Raw genomic sequence first — 25115 nt, 5'->3', positions numbered from 1 at the left:
GCATGATTATAGCCCTTGATTCCGAATGTCATCGCGTATCCTCCGAGAGCTGTATGTGTAGGAGGTTCGGGTATTTCATGCCGTCCACTACATCGACTTGATACGGCCTGCCGTCTAGCAGTATCCTGTCTGGCGTATTGTCTTGCGGCCGCTCTATATTCGCACTCGTTTGTAAGACAAGTACATACTTGGTTGTTTCGAGCAAGCCTGGCTCGTCCTGCCTCAATGCTCCAGTCACATATTGTGCGAAGCAGACAACCTCAGCTTGGACGGTTAAAAACTTCGGCTTGCCGATCGGGTTATAATTCGCGTCGAACTCGCGACCATACCTCTGGATATCAACTGTTGTATTTGTCTTAAGCAGCGAGCAGTATTTGTCCCGCTCTACTGTTTGCCTCATCGTTAATACCATAAAGCTAACGTCTGTCTGCACAAGGTCTCCGAGCTCCACCACTGACGATGGAGCAAAGAGACCATTGTAGACGTACTCCTTGCCCATTACAGTCGTTGCTTTCGTTTCACGAGATAAGATTACCTTCTCCGCTTCTCCGTTGATTGTGCACGGCGTGTGACGATGAGAGAAGTTATTGAACATACCTGATCACCTACCTAAAAGATAGAAGCTTGTATTCGGATAGTAGGTCCGCAATCTCCGGTGTGAACATGCTGTTACCAAAATACTCAATGCTGAAATCAAAATCTTTCTTCGATTTAACATTAGAGTTCGGGTTACTAGCTAGTTGATTGATGAGCAGACCACAGGCTACCTTAACCTTATCAGGAATTTCTGCCCAACCGCTCGTGTAGCCTATCTCCAGTTCTGCGTAAGCAGATCCAAACGGAGATGATCCGCACCATAGCGTGCCAAGACGTTTGTCGATATCAATAACGCTTAAATCGACGATTGGTTCAAATCCAGGTGCTCCGAAAAAGTTACCCATCAGTCCCGTCATTACGCGTCCGCTTGCCTCCAACACATCGACGATAGGGGCATAGCTTAAATGCCCGCGTTGCTCATAGGTGAGCGGAATGCGCTCTGTATATGCTTTAACCCCGATTTCTCGCTTGCAATAACCGTCAATAAGCGCGGATGCGCGGATAATCAACGGGATTGTAAGCTGAATGCCATCCGATACATAATCAGTATCTTCAGTTGTCAGATACTGACTCATTCGGCGTATCCAGCATCAATAAGCTCGTCGGCTAGTTCCTTCGACAACTCAGCCTGCCCGTCCTTAAAATTGATAATCACTTTGCCGAAATGAATGGAATGTGCGCCTTTGCGCTCACTATCCGTTCCAATCAGTTGGACTACCTTTGTTAATACTTCATCATCTGGTACCGGATTCTCAGCAGCTCGAAGTATTTCTTCAGCACGCTGTAATAAAACGATGGCAGCATCGAGGTCTTGGCCTTCGGAGCCTTCGATACTTGCTACCTTTTCCGCTTCTTCTACAGCGGTAAGAAAGATATCAACAGCCTCTTGTGGGTAATTTGTGGGTTGATCTCCAATCACCACGTTTGAAATGAATACTCTAGCGCTCTCAATTGCCATTGTAAGCTTTTTCAGCTTGGTAGTAGACATTTGTACACTTCCTCTCTAAACGCGTAATAGACGGTCATTTGACCGCCTAGGCGTTTCAAATTATTGATTAACCGATGGAAATAATTGTCGGACGTTCTACTGTGCCGTAAGCATGAGCATAGCTAGGTCCTTTAGCAACGGGCGCTCCGTATTTAATACCTACATATTGCTCTTGTAGGTTACCTGTCGTTCCAAGTTCAAATAGGTAGATGCCTTTCTCGCCTACATAGTGGTATTCAATCATGGATTCCGTCACAATAGCTATGCCGTAGTCCGTGTTGGCTGGACGCGTGGCATTAACTGTTGCAGGCATGAATGGTTCAGGGATGATAGGTAGGAGACCAGCTGCAGTCATAATGCCCAGCACTTCCATTCCGGCAACCATTGTTTTCTTCAAGTTATTAATTTGCGTTTGGTTGTTTTCGGATAGACGCTCTTCTTCTTCCAAATAATGATGAGCAATCGGATTAATATAGATTGCCGATACTCTGGAGTCATACAACTCACTTGCCATCATGGCTGCAACTTTCGCTCGGATAGCAGCGACAATCGAAGCGCCGATCCCTACGACGAAAGTATTCGTGATTTGTTTAGCCAAGCCCACATATTGAAGCGTTGTAGGCGTCACTAGATTCGTATCCGTGCCTCTCCAAAGCATCTTACCATGGTGAAGGGCAATCGCATTCAACATGTCATTAAGATCTTTTGCTTTCAGTTCAGCAAAGTGGGCTTGCTGCCTGCCGAGCAGAATGTCGTAATGACCGAAGTTGATTTGGTTCGTCATTGCTTTGATTTTCAACCCATGCGGCGTACGAGGATTGCTTGTAGCTGTAGCTGATGGGCTTCTTGGATCAACTGACGCTCCGCCGTTAAGAGTGTTTTGTTCAAAGTACTGCGAGATGTCACCTGTTGCAGGAACATAATTCATCCGTGCATCCAACACCGAGTTCCTTTTGAGGATATCGGTAATTTCTTTCTGGTAGTCATCAATGATTAGTGCGCCCGGTCCTTGGAACTGGACTGCTGCACTAACATCAATGGATTGTGTGATTCCAACTGCTCCGCTCATTCTATACACTCTCCTTTGCGCCGAGCTCTGCTCTAGCTTGCATTTTTAATTTGATAGAATCGGAAGCTGATAGATTAAGTTTATCTACGGCAGCGCAAAACATTTGAATATCCGGTTCTTCACCAGCCGCGAAATTACCGCCTCCATGCTTGGACAACAACTGAGAAGCTGAGATCGTTTTACGAGCAGGCTCGTCCGGTTTAGAGCTGCCAGCCTTTAGAGTAGCGATTTCCTGCTCCAAGATAGTCAACTTGTCCTGTGCTGCCTTGAGATCAGCTGATTGTGTTTCCTCAGGTGGTTTTGCTGCAGCAGTTACGCTTGCTGATTTCACAGACTCTACATCCGTTTTGAGTGCTCCTACATCAGTTACGATGGTTTGCACACTTGCTGTAAGAGTTGTCATGCTTGCTGTAACAGCAGCTAGAGCATCTTGCATTGCTTTTACTTGTTCGGGTGTCATATCGACATCCTCCTTCGTTTGGTTTTTAGCTGCAAAGCTAGTTGTTTTATATGCAGCGGCTTCAGCAAACAAAATCGCTGCGCCGGTACCGCAAAACTCAATGACTTCCAATACGCCTTCTTCCGCATCTTGAACAGATGCTTCCATTTCGAGTGAAGCCCCAAATTGATATTCGCTCCAGTTTTGTTCGGCGGCGAGTCCGTTATAGTAGCGGATCGTCGCTACAACATCGGGGAAGTCCTTAGCATAGATATAGCCGTCAACCCAAGCGTACCCATCCAATGATCGGTACGCCTTTTCGATGACTGCCACTTTAAATCGTGGATCGTGATCAGCCATACCGTTTGCGTAATCGATATTCAGTGCCATGCCTACAAATGTTTGTAGATTCTTGTCGCACACCTGCGAAGATATGCGGATCTTCTTCCCGCCTGCGCCGCCTGGCGAACCATCTGAAGGTTCGTCCACTTTAAACAACGCACATTTGAAAGGCGCCTTGTTTGGGTGGGTCCCTGCATCTGACATTTTGAAATCTTGAACCCGCATACTCGCCTTGCTGAACTTCAATGTGGCCAACATTCTTTATACTCACCTCCTCCAAGGGCAAAATAAAAACGCCTACCCTTTAAGTGGCGTCATCATTATTGCGGTTATCGTCATCAGGCTCAGGAGGGTCTTGCGAATTTGTCTTTGCCTTCGCTGCCGCTTCTTCATGGATTTCATCCCTCGTTTTGTTAATGTCAATAACGTTCTTATTGTTCGCTTGAAGCAAAATCTCTCCATGTTGATTAGGCAGCGCCTTCTTGGCTAACCCGTCACGAGTCTCATCGGGAGTAATGGTCATGCGATCTAAATAGATTGCATCAATATCTGCCCTTAGCTTCTGGTCCTTCAAGCTGGTTGCGTAGTGGAATTTGAACTCAATCTTGCCGCCCATCTTGAATATACCGTCGATAATGTGATTATTGATATGCTCGACGATGTTCTCCGCGATCGATTGCACCGTTGATTCAGTATCCTCATCCTCGCTGTCCGCTGTGCTGCGGTTAACGTCCTTTGTCTGCCCTAGCTTCTTAGGCGATATGTCAAAGGCGATGGCGATGATTTCAATCAAGAAGCGCTGCCACTCGATGTATAAAGCCTTGTCGTCAGTTGCGCCAAGGTCCATAACGGATGTTCCTTCGAATCCGCCTACAATCGGTACCTGCCCTTGACCAACTACTTCATTTTTCCAATACGCTTGGAATGCAGCTACAGCCTTTGAATCAGTACTCTTTCCAAGATTCAACAGCTTTCTTAGAAACGGGTTCTTCGTTTGTTTGCCAGCTGCACGATGCGTATCGATGAAGTTGTTCACCGATTCCCACACTGTCTCCAGCGGCGCAAGTCCGAATGGTGTATTTGTTCGCGGATTCATCCGGACATACATCATCTCGCCAGAGGTTAGGTGTACATATCTGCCGTTAGCACGTTGCGCATAACGATAGGAATCGGGCTTGCCGTCCCATTCGGGATACAACTCAACACTGAATGCGTCTACCGGATACATTCGGAATGGTCGTAGCATGTTTCCAGCCTTCAAAATCTCTGTAGCGCCAGCACTGCATACGAGCATATCCTCAACAGTCTGCTCCAGCCATGAACGGAAGGTATCTGCTGGATTCGGTCTGAGCAACGTATTCTCTATGATCTTGCAGAGCTCTGCGTACTTCTCGGCATCTTTCTCGTCAATGGCCGCTACCGACCAGTTGAGTTTCGTAATGCCTGACTTAATTACGTTAATAGCTCGGCGCGGTATTGGTGACTCGCTAAGCGTTCGCAAGTTAGCTGGCGTTCGCTTCGGCGTTGATTGTTTGTTCCCTTTGCCTGCATAGTGATAAGGATATACATCCGTATTTCGATCGGGTTCGTTTTTTGTGCGGCCTGCTTCGAGCCAAGATAATACCCACTGTCTTACACCCAATTTGTCTTCACCTCCTCTAGTAATCTACTGTACCGAATGTATATCCCGAATCCGTTTGAATATCTGCAAAGGCCAAAACAAAAGCGTCAGCTCTGTCCGGAGACTGGAGCCCACGCTTTTTCATGTCCTTTTTACGCTCAAGATATATCTTACCGTTGCTCCCCATGCTCCACTTTCGAGTAGTCAGTTGGGTTACCAACTTATCATCATCCGGTAACTGGAACTCGCTAGGTTTGCCCAACATGAAATTACTCATGTTTTCCTCTAGCAGCTCTTTCACATGGCCCCACGTTTCAGAACCTTTGTTACCGTAGTACTCGTCATCGCTTGATGATCCATTGTGAACGGGTATGATCTCATATCCGAGATCCATTTCAGTATTGACCTCATTAAGACGGTCCGTAACGCCACCACCCACTCCATCATCATCAATTCTTATTTGTACACGCGATATTTGCGGGTAACGCTCTCTTAACTGCTTGATTAAGTTCAGGTTCCAACCGGCTGTTACCATTGTTCCTTCTTTATAATGGAAGTGTGAGCCGACAGTAGCCATACCTATTCGAGCATATATGGCTGTCTCATCATCACCAAACCTTGCAACGTCACAGCCCACATAGAGCGTATCTCCGTTCGGTGTTCCTTTCACTTCATCTTTCGCGAATATCGCTGCTTCCAGCGCAATGAATGTATCTGACTCACCGCGAGGAAACTCCCCTTCAACACGCACACGCCAAACATCACTACCATCGCCGTACTTGCGTTTCAGCATTGCGATGTTCTCTTTACTTGTTCGTGGACTGTCTAAGCAAGATACCTTGTGCGTTCGGTAGTCTACCCGATCCTTATTGTGAGAATCAAAGAAAGTTCCGCTTGTCCGTGTAGGGTTACCGCACATGAGCAGCTTGTTAAACTCTCCTGACAGCGTACCGAGAATTGCTTCCATTATCTTATCTTCAACGCCAGATGCTTCGTCTACGATGAACAGCATGTAATCTTCGTGAAAGCCCTGCATGTTCTCCGGCTTCGTCGCTGTGCGGGCTGTCGCAAACCATCGTTCCTCATAGTTCCGCATGTACACCTTTGTCTTTGTCCACTTTAATATGATGTTGAGTATCGGGCTCTTTGATTGCCACTTACTTATCTCAGCCCATAACACATCATGAAGCTGCTGGCGTGTAGGAGCTGTACAAATCACCTTAGGGAATGGAAAGCATGTCAGAAACCACAAAGCAACAACAGCTTCCAAGCCTGTCTTGCCCACTCCTTGTCCTGAGCGAACGGAAACACGCGGATCGGATGCTATGTCCATCAATACAGCAGCCTGCCATACATCTGGTGTGAAGCTCAGCATCTCCTTGCAATAAAGGACTGGATCAAGGCGGTATTGCGGAATGCGCTTTTTAAACGCCTGCAGCCTTTTCTTGTCCTGTGCCTTCATCTCCAGTCACCGCCTCAACCCAATCATTAATTAAATCGGAGTCATTATCTCCATCATCTTTATTCGCTAGCTTCTCAACTTCAAGCTTCAACTTTTGGACGCGAAGCTTGTGCTCTTCTTGAACTTCGTCCACTGGCATAGCGCGGAGCGCTTCTTCGTATTGTTTAATCAAACGCGCAATAACGTTCAGTGCTGCCGATTGAGATGATAGAGCAACAGCTTGCTTGTCCCAAGGTTGTTGGTATTCCCATTCTTGTTCAGTGCCGAACATACCTGGTTTCTTCTTGGTCAGGACCTTTGTAACATCTTTCCGGTCTTTGACGTGTTGAATAGATTGAGAACGAATAAAATTCGTCCACTTGATTCGTATACCCTCCCATAAAATATCGAGAGGAGATAGATCGGCAGTCATATCGTATATCTGTAACGTTTCCTCGTCTTGTGGGAGGAATTTACGGAATAACCCATGCTTTACGGCTTTATCATTTCCGATGGGCCCGCCGCCTTTGTTCCCTGTTGCATTCTTATTACCTTTAGGAGCACCGCGACCTTTGGGTTTGATTTCTTCCCACTTGTAATAACTTTTCCATTTACGAACAAGCGCTGCGCTGATTCCCAATTCGTGTGCAATTGCTGCAGGCTTCATCGTTTTCCCGCTATCAAACCACAATTTGAATGCTCGTTTTTGATCTGGACTTTGATCTCTCGCCATTACTTCACCAACCCCACCTCCAAATGAATTGAGTGGTTTTCCTATTTTTGCTTCATCGCGCCTTAAATGATGAAAAACGCCGAGCGTAATTCGTCGTTTCCGCTACACGTTAAACACCTCTTTTCTCCTAAAATTTGGTTTCCGAGTGAAACATAAAGGAATTCTGTTGCGCTTAATGAGTGTGCGTTTTTTTCTGTTCCTTCATTAATGCACGTACTAGTAATAAAGCGAGTGCGACATAGACCTTAATTATGTTTCACTTCATCATCATAATTGCCCTGTCCAACATGTTCTGAGTGATGCCAATATAGCGTAGAGTCACCCTCATGTCTGAGTGTCCATACGCTTCCATTAGTAACGCTAGATTGCGTTCATCCTGCTTATACAACCTGTATCCCCACGTCTTACGAAGTGTGTGACAGCCTATTTCCTTAATACCAAAATGAGCTGCTGCTACATTAAGAAAACGATAAGCAGTTGTTCGATCAATTGGTTGGTTTTTAATCTGGCTTATCTTCTTCCGTTGTCTGCTGGCAAAAAGATAATCACTATCTGACTTACTCGAAATGTAAATGTCCAGTTCGTTCCGAATGCTTGGATGGATGATAAACCGCTTGGTATTCTTGTTCTTCTGTTCTGTAAGGCCTACATGTGTTCCTCGTACATCTACAACACGCAACTTGCACAAATCTGATACGCGCAATCCGCTGTAGATGCCTATAGAAAAAAACAAATAATCCCTCATGCTTCGCACTCTAAAGTAATGTTTCAGTCCCTCAACAATACGATCATCCGTTATGGGCTGAACACTCTTCATAATCACCACCTCACTTTATATTCCCAAACGCTTGGGATTATCGCCTTCCGTGCCTACGTTCTCTACGATTTCTTGGTAGTAGTGGCGAAACATGAGGAGCTAGATATTTTGCGAATCGCTCTATCACTTTGTACATCTAATGGACACCTCGCTCTCGAACAAAATTGAACCGTTTCCTGCCAGCGCCCCCATATGCAGCCACGGCATTTAACGGGCTGAATTATGGGTGGCGGTGAACGTCTCCTGCTCATCGTCACCCCTCCTATTAAAAAAGCTGTCCGATATGGACAGCTCATGATCCGCTATTCGATTGACCGGAATAATCCGGCCAGTTGAACAAGGGACCATAGTCACCTTGTAAAGGGCATTTAACCCCACCTCACCACCACACGCTTGACGCTAAACGTCTAAGGTATAAACTACCCACCGCATGGCCGAGTCCTACAATTGATAAAGGTACAGTAGGATCACCTGAGCGTTTCCGCTCTATTTGATGATCTAACTGTACCTCTCGTATACGGACATATAGTGGACACTGATTGGACGTTGATAAGACATGTTTTGGACATTTTTAAAGGTAACGCAGGGATTCGGCTACCGATTCAATGCCTTCTGTAATTTTGCGATCATATGTCTTGTCGCAATAGTCCCAGCCGGAGTACCTCTGAATAGTTGCCGCTCGCTTGTTTCCTTTTATGAATCGATAGTCTATCAGTTGTCGAACGTTAAGGTCAACAATAGAGCTGACAGCTCTTTCGAGCTTTGATTTTGTCATAGTGGCATTCGAATAAATTCCCTTTTGTAAATCCGTTACTGGAGGATGGACTTTGAAGTCCTCCACAATTTTTTCTATCTTTTTATATTTGTTGAGCAAGCGGCCAGCTTCTATGATTTCTTTTTTTGAGGCTTTATCCAAAAAATATAATTGCTCGTATCGTGTTGCCATTGCCAGCATTCCCCTCATCCTCTCAAAATGCTATAATAAGGATGAGAAGTTGCAAATCATCGGTCCCGTTCCCCAACAGACGCCGGTGATTTTTTTATTTCTTTATATCTGCGTATCTGCTTACCCACGAATACATTCGCCCTTTCATTCCAGTTGGATCTTCTAATATATACGATAGTCCTAAAGGAATATAAATACCTGGTACCACACGAAGTTGACCGTATCTAGTTCGAATATGCTTTATGTCAGAAATCTTGGATTTCGGACATACATACAAAGCCATGTTCTCGATGCTTTTACTTGGTCGCATACAATGCTTCAATGCATTTTCAATCATTTGAAGGGCTTCGTCATTAACCATCGCAGCACCTCTTCACTTCTTCGTTATCGAGTATTAACCTGACGTTTTTAATGCCGCTTTACCTTTGCTGGTTGGGATAAAGTAAGCTGATCGGTCGTCCCACCCTGCCTGTTTAGTGGCGTAACCCTTCTCTACTAAATCGTTCCAATCCTTATCGTTTGCATCTGTATAAAAACGGTTTTGATTCCTCATCGCATGTTTCAAGTTTTCGACTTGATTTTTATTCATTCTCTTAAACCTCCCGTGTTATTGAACATTTAGACTTGTATATCATTCCAGTTCCACAACCCCTGCTGGCCCTTCGCCTTGATAGGCTCTTTTAACTGCTTAACATCAGACATTTCCCATGCATACCGGCCTGGAGTGAAATCTCCGAATTCATACTCTGGCGAGTATACAAGACGTTTGCCTTCTAGCTCATAGCCATCTGTCCAGGTATCTACGGATTTCAGACAATTCTCTAATTGTGCTGTTGCTACAACCGCGCCGGTAGGCAGGTTGAATTCTGTAAATCCCCACTCTTCCAGTGCTGCTCGAATCTCTGGTTCACGGCAAGCGTTAAAGTCAATCTTCTTACCTGCATGAATAGCGAGCTCTCCGCGATGCTTTGTAGGCCAACTGCGTGTTTCGTATTTTTTAGCACCAATGGCGATAAGTGTTGCCCATGGCTGTATTATTGTGATTGCCTTCATTCGATCCCCTCCTCAAGTCACTCAATATTCAGTCGGTGTTCGTCCCTATTTGCACAAACCGCAGTAGTTTTTAAACGCTCCACCTTCTACCTTGAACGTATAGCCATGTGCTAGACAAGCATTCATTCGCGCATCCCAACCAAGATTCTCACCTATCTTTTTTTCAGATCCGCAACCATCACACTTCACGATCACATTTATTGTTTTTATCTCTTCATTTCGAAACATTTTATCCCTCCTCATGTTCTTCGATATTCAGCGAATGTTCATCAAAACAGCGTCATTTGCCGTTCTTCAATGGCAGCCGCTGCCACTGGATTGATCCACAACACTTCTATTCTTGGTTTTCCTCTGTCTGCCGTTGCTGCTCTTTCTTCCCGGTGCCAGTGCTTCAACCGATTATCATACAGCGGATGTGTGTATCCAGATAATATTACTGGTCCGGAATGAGCGTCTAATGCTTCAAGCAGCTCCGCGTGGTCATCCTCATTCATTTCGTGACGATACATGCGCTTGGATCGTGTCGATAATACATAAGGTGGATCCGCATAAATCAATACTCCTGGATGACGATATCGTTCGATAACTTTAAGAGCTGGCTGGCTTTCAATTTGTACATCCCTAAGTCTGGAAGACACTGCAGTAATTTCATTCGGTAGGTCCTGCCATTGCATAGGACACGATTTATTTGGTGCTTTGTCGTACTGTATGTTACTCTTCCATCCGGTCCGGTCACTGGTTTTTGAACCGATAGCCTGCCAACACCTTACTAAAAATCGTCTTGCACGTTCCAATTCATCTTCTACTTGTTCATATGAATCGTAATATTCTTCCCTTGAGTACGGTGTCCACTTGATTTTATGCGCCAGTTCTTCTGGCTGATCCCGAACAACTTTGAACAGGTTAACAACATCTCCATCAATATCATTAACTGTTTCCAACGGAACTGGACTTTTGCGGAACAACACCGCACCGGATCCGAAGTAAGGTTCGAGATAAGTTGTATGCTCTGTCATATAACTGATAATCCAGTCTGTCATACTCCATTTAGCCCCTGGGTAATTTAATATTCTTGGTACACCCAATGTGAATTCTCCTCCCCATGTATTTCTATATTCAATATGTTGTATCAGCCAATTCTCCCGCCTTTTCTTAAGAGACAAGCATTAAGGAACACTTCGAACAAACGATCATCCCATGAACATAGACCATCCTCTAAGTCGAATCCCTTTGCCCCGTTAAATAAATTCATCGCAGCTAGAGTTAGGCGCCTTCCCCCTCCAGATAGTCCCGCAAATCGTGATCCTCCAACGACCATATTGCCCTGTTCGTCCAACTCTTTGAAATCACGACGGTAGTAAGTGCCATTCCTTGAATAATCCCAATCGTCACTTTCTTCCACCGTTACCGTTTTAAACTCGTAACACCACGAAAATAGCCATTCTAGTTGGTTTATGTCGCCGACAAGATTAAATACATCTGGTAGCGCTACAATGTAAGCTGCGGAACGATAATCACTTGCATTCTCAACTTGTGGATATTTTTCTTTCAGCTTTTGGAAATTAGTTGAATGTTCAACGCTTGTAAATTGTACGTTTCTTCCTTTAATCACTTTTTACACACTCCTTCACCTTGGTTGGTTTGATATTCTATATGTTGTATGACCATCTACTAAGCTCTTAATCTCATTGCGCAATCGTTCACGACGGTCTTTCAAATATTGAATATATGAAATGCGGTGCTGAAGCAACGGCCCGTAATGATCAATATTTACTCCCCATACAAGGTTCTTAGCGCACTTAGCTGCTAGGTTTTCATATAGTTCAATCTGATCGACCGTGTAATCTAACTGAAATTCCAAGGTTTCAACAGCAAACCGCATTTACTCACGCTCCCCGATGCATATCAGGAATCTGCTTACCATCCGATTGATGATGATCGCGGTTAAGACCAATGAATTTGTTATATTGCTTCAAGAAAGCAAGCTCGACTGTACCGATAGGACCATTACGCTGTTTGGCAATGATAATCTCGATAATGTTTTTCTTCTCCGATTCCTTATCGTAGTAATCATCGCGGTAGAGAAATGCAACAATATCTGCGTCCTGCTCGATTGCGCCTGATTCTCGAAGATCCGACATCATTGGTCGTTTATCCTGTCGCTGCTCTACTCCCCTACTTAACTGAGATAATGCAATGACCGGTATATTCAATTCTCGAGCGAGCTGCTTCAATGTTCGTGTAATATCGGAAACTTCCTGTTGACGATTTTCACCGGATTTCCCACGGCCTGTTATGAGCTGTAGGTAATCGATGAGTATCATATCAAGCCCTTCACTCTTATGCAGACGCCTGCATTTTCCTGCAATTTCTCTTGCTGTCAGTGCTGGACTGTCATCGATGAAAATCTTTGAATCGGAAATACTGCTAACGGCCAAGGTCAATTTCTCCCAATCTTCGCCGTTCATATATCCTGTTCGCAGCTTAGTTGCATCAATGTTCTGCTCGCTGCTCATCATACGTTGTACAAGTTGTTCTGCAGACATTTCTAAGCTGATGAGTGCAATATTTTTCCTTGATCGTATCCCAGCAGCTTGAGCAAGATTCAAAGCGAATGCAGTTTTACCTACAGACGGTCGAGCTGCAACAATGATTAAGTCGCTGTCCTGCCATCCGCTGGTCATTTTATCCAGATCGTAATAGCCAGACGGGATACCTGTAACATCATCTCCAAAATTAGCGAATCGATTTTCAACATTTTCAAACACATTGAACGCCACTTCTTTAGCTGATTTGAAGTCCTTGGTTTTAATGGACTGATCAGCAAGATCAGTCGCAGCTGCTTGCATGTCCACGATCGATGCAATTGCACTGTCAGACTCCCAAGCATTTTTAAGCTGCTGTTGTAATGTTCGAATAGTCATGCGATGCATGTAGCGATCGTGTACAACCTCTGCATAATAATTCACATTAGTAGCTGTTGGAACAGAATTGCACAACCTAGACAGATAAGAGACACCGCCTATTTTGTCTAGTTCTTTCTCATCCTGCAATTTTGCCGTCAATGCTACTAGGTCAACTGGCTTCCCATCCTCAGCGAGTAATTGCATGTTGTGATATATCGTTGAGTGATGGCCGTTGTAAAAGTGGTTGGGTTGTAGCCGATCTGTCCCATCGAGCCGCTGGCTCAGTAACACCGCGCCGATTACAGCCTGCTCAGCTTCGATACTGTGTGGCATTTCTCTATCTTCCAAGCGATTCACGCACCTTTCGACGTTGCTCTTCTGTCGGAGGAACTGCCTTTTTCCGCATCAGATCCCATTGTTCCACCGTCTGAATGCCCGAATTATGCATGTGTTCATGATACCTGTCTGCATCAGTTCTCATATCCAAAGGTTTGGTTAACGCCCCAGGATGCGGAGGATATTTATTCTCAGAATCGGCAGCATATCGTTTGAGATTCTCAACTGCTTGTGAAAGAGGTATGGTTTCCAACGATTCATGCCATGCATCGATTTTTGCCCGCGCCTGCTCGCGATCCCCTCCGAAAATCGGATAGTAAAATACAATCTTTTCGAAAAGCTTAGCGACCTCACTTTTCAGCATGTTCCAGTTCCCTCGCAATCTCTGCGTAATCATTCGTACTTGCTTTACTCTGTGGAACTGATCCGGCCTTGCGATTTTCAAATGCCGCATCAAGTGCAACAGCCTGCTGAAGCGTCTTAACCTTGGAATTGAAATAATCGTTAAGAATTTTCGTAATAAGTCCGAATTTATAACCGGTTGAAGATAACCCCGCTCGCTCGATTGCTCGTATAACAACGGTTTCGTCCATTCCGTCTTCGTCGATGTATTTGCCTAAGTTACCTGATTGAAATGGATTGCACTCGAATCCGAATACTCGAATGTGAGCTGCATAATATGATTCGTATTCGCCAGAAGTAGATGATGAAGTAGTAGAAGAAAGATCTTTTAATAACGCATCACCTTTTACCGCATACTTTACCTCATGCTTTACCTCACCTTTTACCTCATGCTTTACCTCAATATTTGCGGCAAAATGTGAGATAAGACGATATTTCCCCGCTTTTTGCTTACCCATGGACTTGTATTCAATCCGTCCTCTTTGGACGAGATAGTTACGATGTTTGCTAAGGGTGTTTTCCGTCACGCCTACTTTTGCCTGTAACAGGGGATTGGCTACTGTAAACCACTCTGGATAACCACTCTTATTTGCAATCGCCATAAGGTGAAACCACAAAGTTTGTGTGGTTGGTTCCAACGGGTTTGTTTCGAGCCAATCGATGAAGGCGTTCATTTCTGCAACCTGGTTCAAATCCCCACCCTCTTACTACCTTATTATTTAAAGAACTCTCGAAGCTGATCGATCACTGTTCCAGCAGCCGATTTAAGTTTAGCCTGCTCTTCTGGCTCTTTAACCTCTGAGATCGCTTTGACTAATACATCACCTTGCGAGATAATCTGTTGCAACTGAAGCTTCGCTTTAAGGAACGCTTCGTTATTACTTCTTTCAAGCTGCTGAGTCAGCTTAGTAAGCTGTTCATTCAATCCTTTTTCCTTTTCAACTGCCTGCTGCTGGAGCTCCTGACGTTGCACTGCAAGACGTTCTTCCATTGTCTTGTTCAGATCAACTTCCTTCTGCTTTAGCTCTGCTTCAAGATCAGCAAGCTTTTTAGCTGATTCACTGGTCGCCTTTTCCGCTTTCCGCAATTCTGCTTTCAACTTCTTAGTTTCAGCAGCGTCTCCAGCCTTCTGGGCTTTCTCGACTTCCTGCTCCAGTTCACGCACCTTATCCTCCTGAATCTTACGCAGATTAGCTTCAGCTTCATATTGACCGTGTAGTGCCTCTCGCTGATCTTTCTGCTTTTGAGCCCAGTCATCAAATTTTGCTTGTTGCTGATTAAGCTTCTCTTCAAGTACCTTTTTCTCTTCAATCGCTGCTTTGAGCTCGCGAGTAGACATCTCAGCAGCCTTATTATCTTCGACAAACGCTTGACGTTCTTCAGCAGGCACACTTAGCAACGTTACTGCTTGGCTATAAGTTAATGAAGCAAGAGACGGTGAGCCTTTGTACTCAACAGCAATTTTCATGAAGTTCCCAGCTGTTGATTGGCTGTAATTAACGTTATCCTTCAGCCATGCTCCCCATTCTCCATGAGCGACCAACTCTTTCGCCTCATGAAGACGTTGACCAATATCTATTGCCGATTGAAGTACGACTTTACGAGCCTGGTCATCGATGCTTCTGATCTCAGCCGCAATTACCTCTACATTTCGTACAATCACGTTACTACCAGTTGCAGGCACGATAGCCTGCTCTTGCACTGGAACTGCTTTACTCATACTGCAACCTCCTGACGTTCCGTTTTATCCACGGACGTTTTTTTGTTTTTCATCTTAGGTTTAAGCCTTACTGCAGTGAAGCTGTCAACAAAATGCTGAACTTCCTTGCTCATACTACAATTGCTTTTCCCTCTACATTGAACTATTTTTCCATCAATAACTTCCATTGTGAAAAATGGTTTCTCTGGCTCTGAAGCGTACCGAATAACCAGAATGTCACATTTCCCTTTTGCATACCGATCGGCATATGATCCAACACAATGCCTAAGTTGATTTCCTTCGTTTATAAGTTCCTTTGTATCAACGGCCGCTCTTATGAACAGTCCATCTTGTTCAAATGAATACTTCGCTCTCCGTTTTAGGCTGAGCTCGATGAGTTTGTTTAACTCTTCGCTCTCTTTATACTTCACTTGTTCGATTGTTTTAAGATGCGCCTTATGCAAATCGCTTGGAAATAGCACTACGTCATCCTGCAAGTTCAAGCCCAATTTATCGCATTCGGCAAGATAATCTCTGAAAGTAGCTAAAACCGAATATGCAGCGGCGGGACTGCGTTTTGCCTTCTTTTCAACTGCAATCTGTTTCATAACATAGTTAACTGATCGGCGCAGCGTCGCATGCTTCAGCATCTTTTGAAATAAGGACCAACAACTTCCCAGTTTGTTAGCAAGGTTATTGAGCTCTTGGAGCTGATACCCTGCTTGTTCTTTACTAGAAAGCTGAAACAACTTCAAGGTTATCGGGTGATTAATGCTTTTGATGTTAGCTACGAATTCCTTTGCCCTTTGTTTATCGAGCTTCAAAACCTTATCTATTGACTTACCGTTCCAGTTAATCGCTCCATATGTTTTATTTCCTTGGAGCTTGGCAGAAACAAAATATTTCATTTGTAGTTTTGTAAGATATTCAATGCAAGGGTACCTGCTGAACAAGTCAAACATCTTAACATTGTCCGCTTCGTGGTAGTTCTCCCAAGTACTGTATTGGAACGGCGTTCCAGCCGCAGCTTCTACAATCCATTCCTTTGGGCAAGTGGACTTATATCCACCTGTGTAGGAATATGAATATTCTGATCTAACAGAATCGCACTTTCTCCATTCGTTCGATCCCCAATGCGGTTGGTACATAACCGTCTCGCCCATCTTGAAGAGGTACATTGCTGATGGCGAATACAATGTTTCTACCTTCGTGTAATCGCCCCTGTAATCGCGCACCACATACATACTTCTGGCAACCATAGCCTGTGGGTCAATGACGGATTTTTCATAAAAAACAATATGGGCACGATCGCGAAGGGAACTTCTACCCAAACCACTCTTTTTGACAATGCAGGTAGAGCCACATTGCCTACAATCTACCTTTTCATTCTGCTTCAGTCCGGTAACACGGTATTTTTGTTCGCAACGAGTGCAATAACCATACAGGAGCTTGCCTTCCCGAGTCGTGAATAAGTATCGGCTTTTCTTAAAAATCACATCGCGGACATAGTCTCTCACCTTTTGGCTTATATCCGGAGGAAAATGTGCAAGAAACGTTTTCCATTCCTGCTCTTCTTTTTTCTGATTAACAAGCGTCATCTGACATCCTCCTTACAGAAGTTCATCAAGCGAAACTTCGAAATTGACTGGCGCAAGCGCTGCGATAGGCAAGTCAGGAATTGTTACACCGAAATATCTCAGCACAATGTTAAATCCTTCCTCATCCGTCAAAACTCCGCATCCGTTAACAGCATGCTTCTTGGCTTCTGCTTGCATAGCGGTTAAGCTGCCTGCAATGCTCTTGCCATCAGCCGTTATAAGCCGAGCGTGTTCCGGATTCTCGCGAACATGATTAATTAAAAATCCGCCGATAACCGGCACATACTTATTTTTCTTATCAGCGCTGCCGATCTCGGCACTAATTTTCTGCAAAGCCTGCTGAAGCATTGTCCATCCTCCTATTTCAGGGGCCGAAGCCCCTGACAGTGTTTTAAATGACTCATTAACCTACAATGACAACCTCGCCAGATTCGATGCGCTCTCCAAGCAATCCAGTAAAATACGCCTTGATCGCGGAAATCGCAACGACTTTCCATACGCCTCCATCAGCTTCAAAAAGTGCTGCAGAAGGGCCTTTTTGCATCCTCAAAACGAATGATGATAACGGCTGCTCAACCTCTACGAAAGTGCGGAACGGCTTGAGATGCACCGGATTCGGTACTACAACTGGCTCAACCGTTGCAATTCCTGTTTTAGCGGTTACCGATTGGCTTACTCCGTCATCTCCAAATGCAACAACCTGCTCGTCCTTTACATTACCTACAAGCTTCAGCACTAATTCTCTATCATTTGGCATCCCATCATCTCCTGCTGGAACAAAGCAGCTCTGAAGTAGAATATTGAACGATTCGAGATCGTAGTAATCATTAAACTTGATGCGAGGTAGCAATGCCGTGGCTTTAATCAGAGTGCTACGGTTCATGTCACTGTTAAGCCCTGTAAGTACATGGACCTCCGTTGGTGAAATAACATGAATGATTACAGGCAGCTGTTTATCGAAGTCTGATTGCAGATATTCAACAATGCCGCTAAGGTTATGAACATCGATATTGCCGATAGTTGATTCAGATATGCGCGATAGTTCCGCGCTGGTGTAAGTCTTTCCAGCGATTACAGCCGTCTGGATAGGTGCCATATGCTTGGAAAGGCTCAATATTTTATCGATTGCTTCTTTAATCATGGTTTGATAAACCTCCGTTTAATTTGGCTTTATTATCTGTATGGCGACATATTAACGACTTTCTTGTCCGGCTGCTCTCCAGCACCATCCACAACCGTGCCAGAGTTGGTAAACATCATCTGATTGCGATCATGTGTGATAAGCTCAGCCACAACGCCGTTGCCATCAGGGTCGTAATCAAAAACAAACCTTGAAGGTACTCCTTCTCTGCCTGCAAGCGATGCATTAACCTGAGTGTCCACAGCAGCTGACTGCCTATCCTTGTCCGGCTTAATCGTGATGCTGATCGTCAGCTTGCGTGCTGCCGTTGCGCTAGTGTTAGGATCGAGTACGTTATCGGCAATGCGCCTCAGCTCTCTTTCAATCTGCTCGGCAACCGCGCCGCCAGCCAATGAATTAACACTAATTTTCATTGTCTTTCCTCCTCCCCCACTTAATTGGGCCACGCTGCACAATCTCCACAACATCTGATGCTGGCATCGGTTCGGATTTTCCATCCAGATCGTTTTTAAACCACATGTGAAGCCTTGCTTTGCCGAACAAATCAGTTACAACTCCTGTTGCACCGCAAGCTAGCTTAACCTTGTCGTCTTTTAAAATGATCATCTGCAACTCCTCCCCGATGCTTGCCCCGCATCGTCAAGGCTCTGAACAATCAGAGCGCTTGACGATAAAGGCAAAATGTCCTTTATCGTTACTTCTTATTGCGGTAAAATTTGTATATCGTCGTATCAAGGCAGAACCCTCCGAGCCCGATAAGGAGTGATGCGTCTTCTTTTTCTTTTATTTTGATACTTTTCCCATGCGTCTCAACTCCGCAATGGAAGAACGAAATCTTGACACTGTCGCACTATCAATGGTTGCTAAGGTTTCACCCTCCACGGTGAAACGGTGGTTAGCTGGCACATTCGAACCTAGACACAAAAACTTAGTACGCCTTGCCGATGCACTTGATGTTTCAGGTGACTATCTGCTAGGTAGATCCTAAAATAAAAATGGCTCGGAGGGTTCTGCCTTGATACGACTCAGGGCATTTATATATGAATATCCTTGATGTGTGAAAAGTATGGTCCGCAGCAGTACGGGCAGCGCGGCTCCTCTGTCATTTCGGGATCGATGGCATATTGCCCTGAGCAATCGTCATTCGCACATTGGTACATCGCTAAGACCTTTAACGGTTTATTCATTGGCTTGCACACGATCCTGTGCTATAATAGACAGAACGAGTTCCTTTAGACGGGTTCTCAACTGTGTCCGTCCTAGCCGACGGGCATTTTTCATTTCTACTATCTCGAATTTAATCAACATCTTCAGATATGCTTCCATATCTGGCATCTTGCTTGAATCCACCTTATCTGGATTGCTTCGAATAAACCTCAGATTGTGCCTCGCAGCTCGTCCAGCTGCGCGTGCATCCGCAACTAATTGCTCTCTCGACATATGTAAAACCCTCCTTTAATTAAGCTGCGCCCGATACCTGTAGTATCGTTTGAATTACCGATGCAGGGTCAACTCCATACAAAAATGCGATACCTGCTTCCATTTGATTAGTGATTCTTGTCCAATCTCTGAAGGTGTCTGTATCAACTGGGTTTTGATCTTTCTCTAGCTTGCTTATGCTTGATTGCGTTCGATTCAGTAGCCTAGCTAACTTTACTTGGCTGATCCCAGCCTTTTCTCTACAATGTCTCAAGATCGTACCGGCGGTCATTTCTCTCGTCCCTCCTTTCAATATTCCAATTGGGAATATATTCCTAATTGGAATCTCACACCGGATAATTCGTTTTATAATACAGCTATACCGTTGTTACTACTAATTGCCAACGTTCCCCTCAACCTGTCCGGCACAACTTAGTGCCGGCTATTTTTTTAAGCTAAAGAATGTAGCTTGATTGCGGTTGATATATAATTGTTCCTTTCAAGCTACGCCGCTTTTTCTTATTAGAGACTCAGAAGCATTCTCTTCTACCCAATCCGTATGATCCTTGACCCATTGGATAAAAAGCTCCGATAAAACGAAAGGATGGCCTAACTCTCGGCATACAGGAAAGTCCTGACGGTTAAAAATTTCAGTTACTTTCGTATCACCCACACCAAGAAGTTCTTTAAGATCACTGCGTCTCAGGAAAGTTGGCAACTTATTAATGAATGATTGCTTAGCAAATTCCTGAGCTACAGCAGCTTGAATGACTTCGGTGATCGAGGATGTATCGAGGTTTACCTGAAAGACTGGATTCATAATGTCGCTCCTTTCTATGCAGTTTGAACAAGTCGCTTCAGAACATCTGGTGGAATCTTTTCACGATAGGCAGCAGTCATTAATTCAATTGGATCAATATTGAGAATTTTTGCTAAAACATCGTTCAGATTGTCGCTAGCCGGAGGTAATTTACCATTTTGAAGCTTGCTGATGTATATCTTGTTAGTTTTCCGGCCAAGGTTCTCGAGCTGCTCCGAAATCTCATTAAGTGTTAACTTTTCTTTTTTTATTGAGTTTTTCAGTAACTCAGAGTATTTCATCTGTTCACCACCTTTGTTGATATTAAAATGTTTACTTTGTAACATAATAATATCAACTGAATATAATAATGTCAACTAAATAAAACATAAAAATATCAACTGCTATGAATTGATATTATTATGTCAATAATGAGATAATAGATTGTTGAAGGAGGATGAAAGCATTGAATTATGCAGAACTTTTAAAGAATTTCATACAACGTTCTAATTTCACCCTAGACGATATTTCTTTAGAACTTGAAAAGAGAGGACTGTCTGCGAGTAAACAATATTTAAGCAGACTTCAAAATGGAAAAAATCCACCTGCGTCAGATGCACTCAATAGAGCACTAGCTGAAATTACTGGCGGAGATATTGATGCCCTTCTATTGGCTGGACACATTGAAAAAGCCCCTGATGAAGTGAAGTCCACTTTATCGGAGGCTCAAAAGTATAAAGAAGTATTTAGAAAAACATTGTATGAAATCGCTGGGAAGGATATAGACATCTCAAAAATGGATGATTATCCAGATGAAATCGTTAAAGATACATTAATAATTGCTCTACAAGAGGCTCAAAAATACAAGGAAATATTTACGACCATTACATTTCTTATTGAGTACCTACAAAATCACCGATCAGGCAAGGCATTTGATAAGGAGCTCCATCGAAGAATAAACATCATGCTTTCAACAATAGCTGTGGAATATGAATTTTACATCTCTATAAATAGACTGGATTCTTATCCTGAGTACGCCGCTGAGATAATTGCAAAACTAAAAAACAAATTCTATCCTGATTCGACAAGGATTCGTTTTGCAGACCAAAGTATCGATTTCAGAGAATTTGTAGACGAACAAGGAGAACCTATTTTTCATACCTCTCCGTATCCAGACATTCTTAATGACAAAGAAGATAAGGAACCGAATGATAACTGGTCGAGATATAGATTAACGCACGGTGACATACATGACGAAAATACACTAGAGCACGCCAAGTTTATTTTTTTTGAAGAACTTGAAAACGATTTGCACATTGACTTATCTGACCCTAAAGTCCAAAAACAACTCAAGCGAGCGGCGAAAATCTTCTTCGCTGATGAAGAGTGACGGAAATGAGTTGAATTGATCGCTAAACTGTTTGAATAAATCTTCTTCCAGATTTGACTTTGTTGCATGTGGTATATCTGTTCTGGTTCCCACATTTCGCACCACCCTGCTGTTCTTATTTATCTATTGTATACGAACGTATGTTCTTATACAACACTTGTAATACTATAACTATAAAGGGAGCAACACGATGCGGTATATACCGGGTCGTTGCTTGCTGCGTCAATTGTTACGCGAACAGAGGAAAGCCCAAAAATGGCTCTGCAAAGAAACAGGAATCAGTCAAAGCAATATGTCTGATTACGTTCGCGGAGAAAAGAAAATGAGTGCCAATACAATGAAAACCGTTGCTATGGCTTTGGGCGTCCCGATGGATGATCTCTACGACTGGATTGAGATTGCGATTGACGATAGCGAGTAGGAGAGAAATTCTCTCCCGACCCGGACAATACTTCTAAGTTCTTAGATGTAAGGTCTATAGTTGTATTATAAATGAGAATGGCGGCGATAAATGTCGCATAATGTCGATTCGATTTAAAAACATAGGGGGGTTGAAATGCATTAAATATTTGTGACAATTATCCCAAAACGCTTCTTTTAGAAATCTCTACAGTTGTTCCGTCAATAAAAGTCAAAATGGTGCCTGTATGTTTTTTTGTTTCGTACTTTACCCTATCCCAATTAACAATTGTTGATTTGTCTGCATAGTTAAAGCCGTGCTGAATAAAAGCGAGAGAAATATCTTTTAGAGTGAGGATCGGAGCTAACGCCCCTTTACTTGTGTAGTAAACAGGAAAGGATTCAGCGTTTTTATGGGGGCGATACCTTTTAATGTAGTTAATATCATCACGGGTAAACGAAACAAAATCGCTATTGTCTCCCTTTCTGTTTTTTATCTTAACTCCTAACACAATCATCCCCCTATTCTATTTATTGTCAGCTTCATTGTAAGCATAAGATAGACGATTCGTCATCGAACAATATGTGGAAGTAGGTCATTACCTCACCGACATTCGAGAAAGGATGATGAACATGCATTTTTACAAAGTTGACGCTACGAACAAACAAGGATTTAAATGGGTGTGTGTTATTGATGGACCTCCCGATCTACTCACAGGTAAGCGTAGACAGATCGCTCGACGAGCTGACACCCAGAAGGAAGCCAGGAGACGCGTTGAGGAAGCCGTAGACAAGCTATCAGATACATCTGCAGAGGACAAGAAAATCAAGAACGTTACATTCACGACTATGGCCGATGATTGGTTGAAGCATTACTCAAGAGGTAGGGCGAAGGAAAGTACCATTAGAGTACGCGAGAAAGAAATAAAAATATTGAAACGCTATCTCGCTGCGGCCAAAGGCGAACGTATAACTTCAAAGGCCTACCAAGAAATCCTAGACGACCTCGATAAGCAGGATTACGCACGTACAACTATAGAAGGCGTACACGTCACTGCTGGCATGATATTCCGATATGCTGCGTCAGAGAAGCTTATGAGAAGCAATCCAGCAGTTGGGGCTAAGATACCCGTCAGGGCCGAAACGATAGAAGACATTGAGAGCAAAGGTATAGAAGAAGAATACCTAGAGCGCGAGGAATTGAATCAATTTTTAGAAGCTGTTCGGATTCATGGCAAAGAACTAGACTTAGAGAGATTTTATTTACTTGCATTCAGTGGTATTCGATCTGGCGAGTTATGCGCTTTAAAGTGGACAGACCTAAATTTCGAAACAAATGAGCTTAGAATAACGAAAACGCTTTACAATCCAGATAACAACATGACGGAATACAAATTAACACCACCTAAGACAAAGGCATCAATTCGTACCATCGAGATAGATGCAAAAGTAATGCATCTGTTGAAACTGCTGCAAGATCGGAATCTTAAACACAAAGAGTTATTCGGGAAAATAGGTGAAGATTATCACGATGAAAATTTTATTTTCTGCCGACCGAATGGATACCCGTTCATTCAGAAAAGTGTACTGAACCGGATGGATCGGCTTCTCAAAAAGACAAACATCGTCAAAAGGGCTACGCCGCACATATTTCGCCATACTCATGTCAGCATGCTAACGGAAGCAGACGTTGATATTAATACAATTATGCTGAGGGTAGGTCATGACGATATGAAAACAACAATGCAAGTCTATACGCATGTCACCAAAAAAATGAAAAAGAATGCTTCCGAAAAGCTGAGTGCCAGCTTCGAAAGCATTCTTGATATTTAATCTTGCGGGAAATGTTATTTTTCCGTTATTTTATTGAAATATAAGTCCAAGAAATCGCCCGTAACCCTTGATGTTACGGGCTTTTTCAAGAAAACTTACATCATGCCGCCCATTTTTCAAGTTATTCAGGACGACATTCGCTTGCATTCGAGATTGTTCATTTACTATATTTATATAGGGATTATCTCATTTCGCCGTTCTTGTTTTCGCAGATTCTAACCACTTTCGTTCAGCCTTGAACGATTTTTTTGTTACTTTCACCGTTACCTTCTGCTTTATAAGAAAAAGTAACAGACTCCTCTGCAATTCCACTCTTTACAGTTAGCTATCAATCACTGCTAACTACTTTCATTATATCAAGAAAAGGCACCTTAACTTCTTCCCCATTGTCATATACATGCACCATTTTGGTTCGAGAATCCATTTTCGTTATCTTTCCCGTTACACGCTGATCCCAGTTCCAAACAATCAGACTAATTTCTAAATCCTCTTGTTGTGCTTCCACCAAACGTTCCCCTAGTTCCTCCAGCTCGAACTCATCTCTCGTCGGTCGTTTAGGTCCCTTCGCTTTAGCCATATCCAAATCCCTCAATTCTTCATTGTATTTGTTTATCGCTACAACATGCTCTGGCAACATCATGCGACTGCTTGACCACATCTTGTTGCTTTGTGGGTCTAATCTATTTACCGTCTTCATAAATCCCACCCTCGCCAAGTTATTGGCTTAAGTTTGAGATCTTCTCTGCTGTAAAGCACCTTGAACATATTAGTCTGCCGATCCCATAAGACGAATCCCTCTTTAACCAACTCGTTTATAGCAGCCTTTACTTGCTGCTCTGTCCGCTGAGATCGATGACTAATGTAGCCAACATCAATAGTTGACAGTTCATCTCGATTTATATTCCACATCACTGTTAAAATTTTCCGGGTCACATCATCAAGCATGCTGCTTTACCAAATCCACATCAATAATATTATCAATATTAAATATGCGAGGGGCATTGGCAGTATGGCAGTATGCCTTCACGCGACCGTCACGTACGGCCCTGACTTGAATTGTACGAATGGAGACATTGCGGTTGCGGTCGTTGTAAATGATCTGTACTGTCAGTCCTATAAATTTTTCAATCATGCCCCTCACTCCAAT

36 protein-coding genes are annotated in these 25115 nt (G+C 43.6%); 4 read left to right on the top strand and 32 right to left on the bottom strand.

Annotated elements, in window-relative coordinates:
• Positions 1-28 precede the first annotated feature (28 nt).
• From FGT79_RS29955 to FGT79_RS29835, 25 genes are all read right to left on the bottom strand, one after another.
• Positions 29-595 carry a hypothetical protein gene (locus tag FGT79_RS29955; protein ID WP_138756482.1) on the bottom strand — a complete coding sequence of 189 codons (567 nt, stop codon included), beginning with the start codon at positions 593-595 and terminating at the stop codon, positions 29-31.
• Between the two features lie 10 nt (positions 596-605).
• Positions 606-1172: a hypothetical protein gene (locus tag FGT79_RS29950; protein WP_138756481.1), complete on the bottom strand. Its 567-nt coding sequence runs from the start codon at positions 1170-1172 to the stop codon at positions 606-608.
• On the bottom strand, positions 1169-1585 hold the full coding sequence (locus FGT79_RS29945) for a hypothetical protein (protein WP_138756480.1): 417 nt from the start codon (positions 1583-1585) through the stop codon (positions 1169-1171). Before FGT79_RS29945 ends, FGT79_RS29950 begins: the two co-directional genes overlap by 4 nt.
• Before the next feature lie 67 nt (positions 1586-1652).
• Complete coding sequence (locus FGT79_RS29940) at positions 1653-2654, bottom strand: hypothetical protein (RefSeq protein WP_138756479.1); 1002 nt, start codon at positions 2652-2654, stop codon at positions 1653-1655.
• Position 2655: 1 nt separating this feature from the next.
• The gene (locus FGT79_RS29935; RefSeq protein WP_138756478.1) at positions 2656-3693 is read right to left on the bottom strand and encodes a 3-oxoacyl-ACP reductase; all 1038 of its coding nucleotides are present in this window, start codon (positions 3691-3693) and stop codon (positions 2656-2658) included.
• Between the two features lie 46 nt (positions 3694-3739).
• Positions 3740-5077, bottom strand: coding sequence for a phage portal protein (locus FGT79_RS29930; RefSeq protein WP_138756477.1), 1338 nt, complete (start codon positions 5075-5077; stop codon positions 3740-3742).
• Between the two features lie 16 nt (positions 5078-5093).
• A complete protein-coding gene (locus FGT79_RS29925; RefSeq protein ID WP_138756476.1) occupies positions 5094-6518 on the bottom strand; it encodes a DEAD/DEAH box helicase family protein in 1425 nt (474 codons plus the stop codon).
• Entirely contained in the window at positions 6481-7230 is a 750-nt protein-coding gene (gene terS, locus FGT79_RS29920; protein WP_138756475.1) for a phage terminase small subunit, read from the bottom strand. The genes FGT79_RS29925 and terS overlap by 38 nt, the downstream gene beginning before the upstream one ends.
• A 256-nt stretch (positions 7231-7486) precedes the next feature.
• Positions 7487-8047, bottom strand: coding sequence for a tyrosine-type recombinase/integrase (locus FGT79_RS29915; RefSeq protein WP_138756474.1), 561 nt, complete (start codon positions 8045-8047; stop codon positions 7487-7489).
• A gap of 571 nt (positions 8048-8618) precedes the next feature.
• Positions 8619-9002 carry a hypothetical protein gene (locus tag FGT79_RS29910; protein WP_246096693.1) on the bottom strand — a complete coding sequence of 128 codons (384 nt, stop codon included), beginning with the start codon at positions 9000-9002 and terminating at the stop codon, positions 8619-8621.
• A 385-nt stretch (positions 9003-9387) separates the two neighbouring features.
• Positions 9388-9582, bottom strand: a complete 195-nt coding sequence (locus FGT79_RS29905; RefSeq protein WP_138756473.1) for a hypothetical protein — start codon at positions 9580-9582, stop codon at positions 9388-9390.
• Between the two features lie 29 nt (positions 9583-9611).
• On the bottom strand, positions 9612-10046 hold the full coding sequence (locus tag FGT79_RS29900; protein ID WP_138756472.1) for an ASCH domain-containing protein: 435 nt from the start codon (positions 10044-10046) through the stop codon (positions 9612-9614).
• Between the two features lie 45 nt (positions 10047-10091).
• On the bottom strand, positions 10092-10274 hold the full coding sequence (locus FGT79_RS29895; protein WP_138756471.1) for a hypothetical protein: 183 nt from the start codon (positions 10272-10274) through the stop codon (positions 10092-10094).
• A 41-nt stretch (positions 10275-10315) separates the two neighbouring features.
• Positions 10316-11131, bottom strand: a complete 816-nt coding sequence (locus FGT79_RS29890) for a DNA adenine methylase (protein WP_138756470.1) — start codon at positions 11129-11131, stop codon at positions 10316-10318.
• Positions 11132-11175: 44 nt separating this feature from the next.
• A complete protein-coding gene (locus FGT79_RS29885) occupies positions 11176-11658 on the bottom strand; it encodes a hypothetical protein (protein WP_138756469.1) in 483 nt (160 codons plus the stop codon).
• Positions 11659-11673: 15 nt separating this feature from the next.
• Complete coding sequence (locus tag FGT79_RS29880) at positions 11674-11928, bottom strand: hypothetical protein (RefSeq protein ID WP_138756468.1); 255 nt, start codon at positions 11926-11928, stop codon at positions 11674-11676.
• A gap of 4 nt (positions 11929-11932) precedes the next feature.
• A complete protein-coding gene (dnaB, locus tag FGT79_RS29875; RefSeq protein ID WP_138756467.1) occupies positions 11933-13285 on the bottom strand; it encodes a replicative DNA helicase in 1353 nt (450 codons plus the stop codon).
• A 4-nt stretch (positions 13286-13289) separates the two neighbouring features.
• Positions 13290-13652 (bottom strand): replicative helicase loader/inhibitor, encoded by a 363-nt coding sequence (locus FGT79_RS29870; protein ID WP_171056525.1) that lies wholly within the window; start codon positions 13650-13652, stop codon positions 13290-13292.
• Positions 13639-14382, bottom strand: a complete 744-nt coding sequence (locus FGT79_RS31455; RefSeq protein WP_171056524.1) for a DnaD domain protein — start codon at positions 14380-14382, stop codon at positions 13639-13641. Before FGT79_RS31455 ends, FGT79_RS29870 begins: the two co-directional genes overlap by 14 nt.
• Positions 14383-14405: 23 nt before the next feature.
• Positions 14406-15410, bottom strand: a complete 1005-nt coding sequence (locus FGT79_RS29860; RefSeq protein ID WP_138756465.1) for a DUF3102 domain-containing protein — start codon at positions 15408-15410, stop codon at positions 14406-14408.
• Positions 15407-16987, bottom strand: a complete 1581-nt coding sequence (locus FGT79_RS29855; protein ID WP_138756464.1) for a PcfJ domain-containing protein — start codon at positions 16985-16987, stop codon at positions 15407-15409. Before FGT79_RS29855 ends, FGT79_RS29860 begins: the two co-directional genes overlap by 4 nt.
• A 12-nt stretch (positions 16988-16999) precedes the next feature.
• Entirely contained in the window at positions 17000-17335 is a 336-nt protein-coding gene (locus FGT79_RS29850; protein ID WP_138756463.1) for a hypothetical protein, read from the bottom strand.
• 55 nt (positions 17336-17390) lie between these two features.
• Entirely contained in the window at positions 17391-18128 is a 738-nt protein-coding gene (locus FGT79_RS29845; protein ID WP_138756462.1) for a hypothetical protein, read from the bottom strand.
• A 32-nt stretch (positions 18129-18160) separates the two neighbouring features.
• Positions 18161-18541 (bottom strand): hypothetical protein, encoded by a 381-nt coding sequence (locus FGT79_RS29840; protein ID WP_138756461.1) that lies wholly within the window; start codon positions 18539-18541, stop codon positions 18161-18163.
• Positions 18531-18734 (bottom strand): hypothetical protein, encoded by a 204-nt coding sequence (locus FGT79_RS29835; protein ID WP_138756460.1) that lies wholly within the window; start codon positions 18732-18734, stop codon positions 18531-18533. Before FGT79_RS29835 ends, FGT79_RS29840 begins: the two co-directional genes overlap by 11 nt.
• Positions 18735-18930: 196 nt before the next feature.
• Between FGT79_RS29835 and FGT79_RS32700 the strand changes: the two genes are divergently transcribed.
• Complete coding sequence (locus FGT79_RS32700) at positions 18931-19116, top strand: helix-turn-helix domain-containing protein (protein WP_138756459.1); 186 nt, start codon at positions 18931-18933, stop codon at positions 19114-19116.
• Between the two features lie 191 nt (positions 19117-19307).
• Here FGT79_RS32700 and FGT79_RS29825 read toward each other — a convergent pair whose 3' ends face one another.
• The 4 genes from FGT79_RS29825 to FGT79_RS29810 form a co-directional block, all read right to left on the bottom strand.
• Positions 19308-19568 carry a hypothetical protein gene (locus FGT79_RS29825; protein WP_138756458.1) on the bottom strand — a complete coding sequence of 87 codons (261 nt, stop codon included), beginning with the start codon at positions 19566-19568 and terminating at the stop codon, positions 19308-19310.
• A 19-nt stretch (positions 19569-19587) separates the two neighbouring features.
• Entirely contained in the window at positions 19588-19839 is a 252-nt protein-coding gene (locus FGT79_RS29820; RefSeq protein WP_138756457.1) for a helix-turn-helix domain-containing protein, read from the bottom strand.
• A 207-nt stretch (positions 19840-20046) separates the two neighbouring features.
• Positions 20047-20367, bottom strand: coding sequence for a hypothetical protein (locus tag FGT79_RS29815; RefSeq protein WP_138756456.1), 321 nt, complete (start codon positions 20365-20367; stop codon positions 20047-20049).
• A gap of 14 nt (positions 20368-20381) precedes the next feature.
• Positions 20382-20648 (bottom strand): XRE family transcriptional regulator, encoded by a 267-nt coding sequence (locus tag FGT79_RS29810; RefSeq protein WP_138756455.1) that lies wholly within the window; start codon positions 20646-20648, stop codon positions 20382-20384.
• 164 nt (positions 20649-20812) lie between these two features.
• Between FGT79_RS29810 and FGT79_RS31710 the strand changes: the two genes are divergently transcribed.
• A complete protein-coding gene (locus FGT79_RS31710) occupies positions 20813-21736 on the top strand; it encodes a hypothetical protein (protein ID WP_212758661.1) in 924 nt (307 codons plus the stop codon).
• Between the two features lie 190 nt (positions 21737-21926).
• Positions 21927-22157, top strand: a complete 231-nt coding sequence (locus FGT79_RS29800) for a helix-turn-helix domain-containing protein (protein ID WP_138756454.1) — start codon at positions 21927-21929, stop codon at positions 22155-22157.
• 157 nt (positions 22158-22314) lie between these two features.
• On the opposite strand, the gene FGT79_RS29795 is transcribed toward FGT79_RS29800, so the two are convergent.
• Positions 22315-22647 (bottom strand): hypothetical protein, encoded by a 333-nt coding sequence (locus FGT79_RS29795; RefSeq protein ID WP_171056522.1) that lies wholly within the window; start codon positions 22645-22647, stop codon positions 22315-22317.
• A gap of 121 nt (positions 22648-22768) precedes the next feature.
• On the opposite strand from FGT79_RS29795, the gene FGT79_RS29790 reads away from it, so the two are divergent.
• Positions 22769-23968 (top strand): tyrosine-type recombinase/integrase, encoded by a 1200-nt coding sequence (locus tag FGT79_RS29790; protein WP_138756452.1) that lies wholly within the window; start codon positions 22769-22771, stop codon positions 23966-23968.
• A gap of 328 nt (positions 23969-24296) precedes the next feature.
• Here the strand turns inward: FGT79_RS29790 and FGT79_RS29785 are convergent, their stop codons facing one another.
• A complete protein-coding gene (locus tag FGT79_RS29785) occupies positions 24297-24605 on the bottom strand; it encodes a YolD-like family protein (protein ID WP_138756483.1) in 309 nt (102 codons plus the stop codon).
• 300 nt (positions 24606-24905) lie between these two features.
• Positions 24906-25115, bottom strand: a 210-nt coding sequence (locus FGT79_RS29780; protein WP_342778551.1) for a WYL domain-containing protein, incomplete at its 5' end; no start/stop codon positions are given.

It is taken from the genome of Paenibacillus sinopodophylli, assembly GCF_005930355.1.
Lineage (GTDB): Bacteria > Bacillota > Bacilli > Paenibacillales > Paenibacillaceae > Pristimantibacillus > Pristimantibacillus sinopodophylli.
The sequence above is the reverse complement of the archived record's forward strand: the minus strand, read 5'-3'. Positions and strand labels throughout refer to the sequence as shown.

What these genes read in the sequence shown, in the direction of transcription:
- FGT79_RS29955 (WP_138756482.1), bottom strand. Translation starts at nt 595, where the DNA reads ATGTTCAATAACTTCTCTCATCGTCACACGCCGTGCACAATCAACGGA.
- FGT79_RS29950 (WP_138756481.1), bottom strand. Translation starts at nt 1,172, where the DNA reads ATGAGTCAGTATCTGACAACTGAAGATACTGATTATGTATCGGATGGC.
- FGT79_RS29945 (WP_138756480.1), bottom strand. Translation starts at nt 1,585, where the DNA reads ATGTCTACTACCAAGCTGAAAAAGCTTACAATGGCAATTGAGAGCGCT.
- FGT79_RS29940 (WP_138756479.1), bottom strand. Translation starts at nt 2,654, where the DNA reads ATGAGCGGAGCAGTTGGAATCACACAATCCATTGATGTTAGTGCAGCA.
- FGT79_RS29935 (WP_138756478.1), bottom strand. Translation starts at nt 3,693, where the DNA reads ATGTTGGCCACATTGAAGTTCAGCAAGGCGAGTATGCGGGTTCAAGAT.
- FGT79_RS29925 (WP_138756476.1), bottom strand. Translation starts at nt 6,518, where the DNA reads ATGAAGGCACAGGACAAGAAAAGGCTGCAGGCGTTTAAAAAGCGCATT.
- terS (WP_138756475.1), bottom strand. Translation starts at nt 7,230, where the DNA reads ATGGCGAGAGATCAAAGTCCAGATCAAAAACGAGCATTCAAATTGTGG.
- FGT79_RS29915 (WP_138756474.1), bottom strand. Translation starts at nt 8,047, where the DNA reads ATGAAGAGTGTTCAGCCCATAACGGATGATCGTATTGTTGAGGGACTG.
- FGT79_RS29910 (WP_246096693.1), bottom strand. Translation starts at nt 9,002, where the DNA reads ATGCTGGCAATGGCAACACGATACGAGCAATTATATTTTTTGGATAAA.
- FGT79_RS29905 (WP_138756473.1), bottom strand. Translation starts at nt 9,582, where the DNA reads ATGAATAAAAATCAAGTCGAAAACTTGAAACATGCGATGAGGAATCAA.
- FGT79_RS29900 (WP_138756472.1), bottom strand. Translation starts at nt 10,046, where the DNA reads ATGAAGGCAATCACAATAATACAGCCATGGGCAACACTTATCGCCATT.
- FGT79_RS29895 (WP_138756471.1), bottom strand. Translation starts at nt 10,274, where the DNA reads ATGTTTCGAAATGAAGAGATAAAAACAATAAATGTGATCGTGAAGTGT.
- FGT79_RS29880 (WP_138756468.1), bottom strand. Translation starts at nt 11,928, where the DNA reads ATGCGGTTTGCTGTTGAAACCTTGGAATTTCAGTTAGATTACACGGTC.
- dnaB (WP_138756467.1), bottom strand. Translation starts at nt 13,285, where the DNA reads ATGCCACACAGTATCGAAGCTGAGCAGGCTGTAATCGGCGCGGTGTTA.
- FGT79_RS29870 (WP_171056525.1), bottom strand. Translation starts at nt 13,652, where the DNA reads ATGCTGAAAAGTGAGGTCGCTAAGCTTTTCGAAAAGATTGTATTTTAC.
- FGT79_RS29860 (WP_138756465.1), bottom strand. Translation starts at nt 15,410, where the DNA reads ATGAGTAAAGCAGTTCCAGTGCAAGAGCAGGCTATCGTGCCTGCAACT.
- FGT79_RS29855 (WP_138756464.1), bottom strand. Translation starts at nt 16,987, where the DNA reads ATGACGCTTGTTAATCAGAAAAAAGAAGAGCAGGAATGGAAAACGTTT.
- FGT79_RS29850 (WP_138756463.1), bottom strand. Translation starts at nt 17,335, where the DNA reads ATGCTTCAGCAGGCTTTGCAGAAAATTAGTGCCGAGATCGGCAGCGCT.
- FGT79_RS29845 (WP_138756462.1), bottom strand. Translation starts at nt 18,128, where the DNA reads ATGATTAAAGAAGCAATCGATAAAATATTGAGCCTTTCCAAGCATATG.
- FGT79_RS29840 (WP_138756461.1), bottom strand. Translation starts at nt 18,541, where the DNA reads ATGAAAATTAGTGTTAATTCATTGGCTGGCGGCGCGGTTGCCGAGCAG.
- FGT79_RS29835 (WP_138756460.1), bottom strand. Translation starts at nt 18,734, where the DNA reads ATGATCATTTTAAAAGACGACAAGGTTAAGCTAGCTTGCGGTGCAACA.
- FGT79_RS32700 (WP_138756459.1), top strand. Translation starts at nt 18,931, where the DNA reads ATGCGTCTCAACTCCGCAATGGAAGAACGAAATCTTGACACTGTCGCA.
- FGT79_RS29825 (WP_138756458.1), bottom strand. Translation starts at nt 19,568, where the DNA reads ATGTCGAGAGAGCAATTAGTTGCGGATGCACGCGCAGCTGGACGAGCT.
- FGT79_RS29820 (WP_138756457.1), bottom strand. Translation starts at nt 19,839, where the DNA reads ATGACCGCCGGTACGATCTTGAGACATTGTAGAGAAAAGGCTGGGATC.
- FGT79_RS29815 (WP_138756456.1), bottom strand. Translation starts at nt 20,367, where the DNA reads ATGAATCCAGTCTTTCAGGTAAACCTCGATACATCCTCGATCACCGAA.
- FGT79_RS29810 (WP_138756455.1), bottom strand. Translation starts at nt 20,648, where the DNA reads ATGAAATACTCTGAGTTACTGAAAAACTCAATAAAAAAAGAAAAGTTA.
- FGT79_RS29800 (WP_138756454.1), top strand. Translation starts at nt 21,927, where the DNA reads ATGCGGTATATACCGGGTCGTTGCTTGCTGCGTCAATTGTTACGCGAA.
- FGT79_RS29790 (WP_138756452.1), top strand. Translation starts at nt 22,769, where the DNA reads ATGCATTTTTACAAAGTTGACGCTACGAACAAACAAGGATTTAAATGG.
- FGT79_RS29785 (WP_138756483.1), bottom strand. Translation starts at nt 24,605, where the DNA reads ATGTTGCCAGAGCATGTTGTAGCGATAAACAAATACAATGAAGAATTG.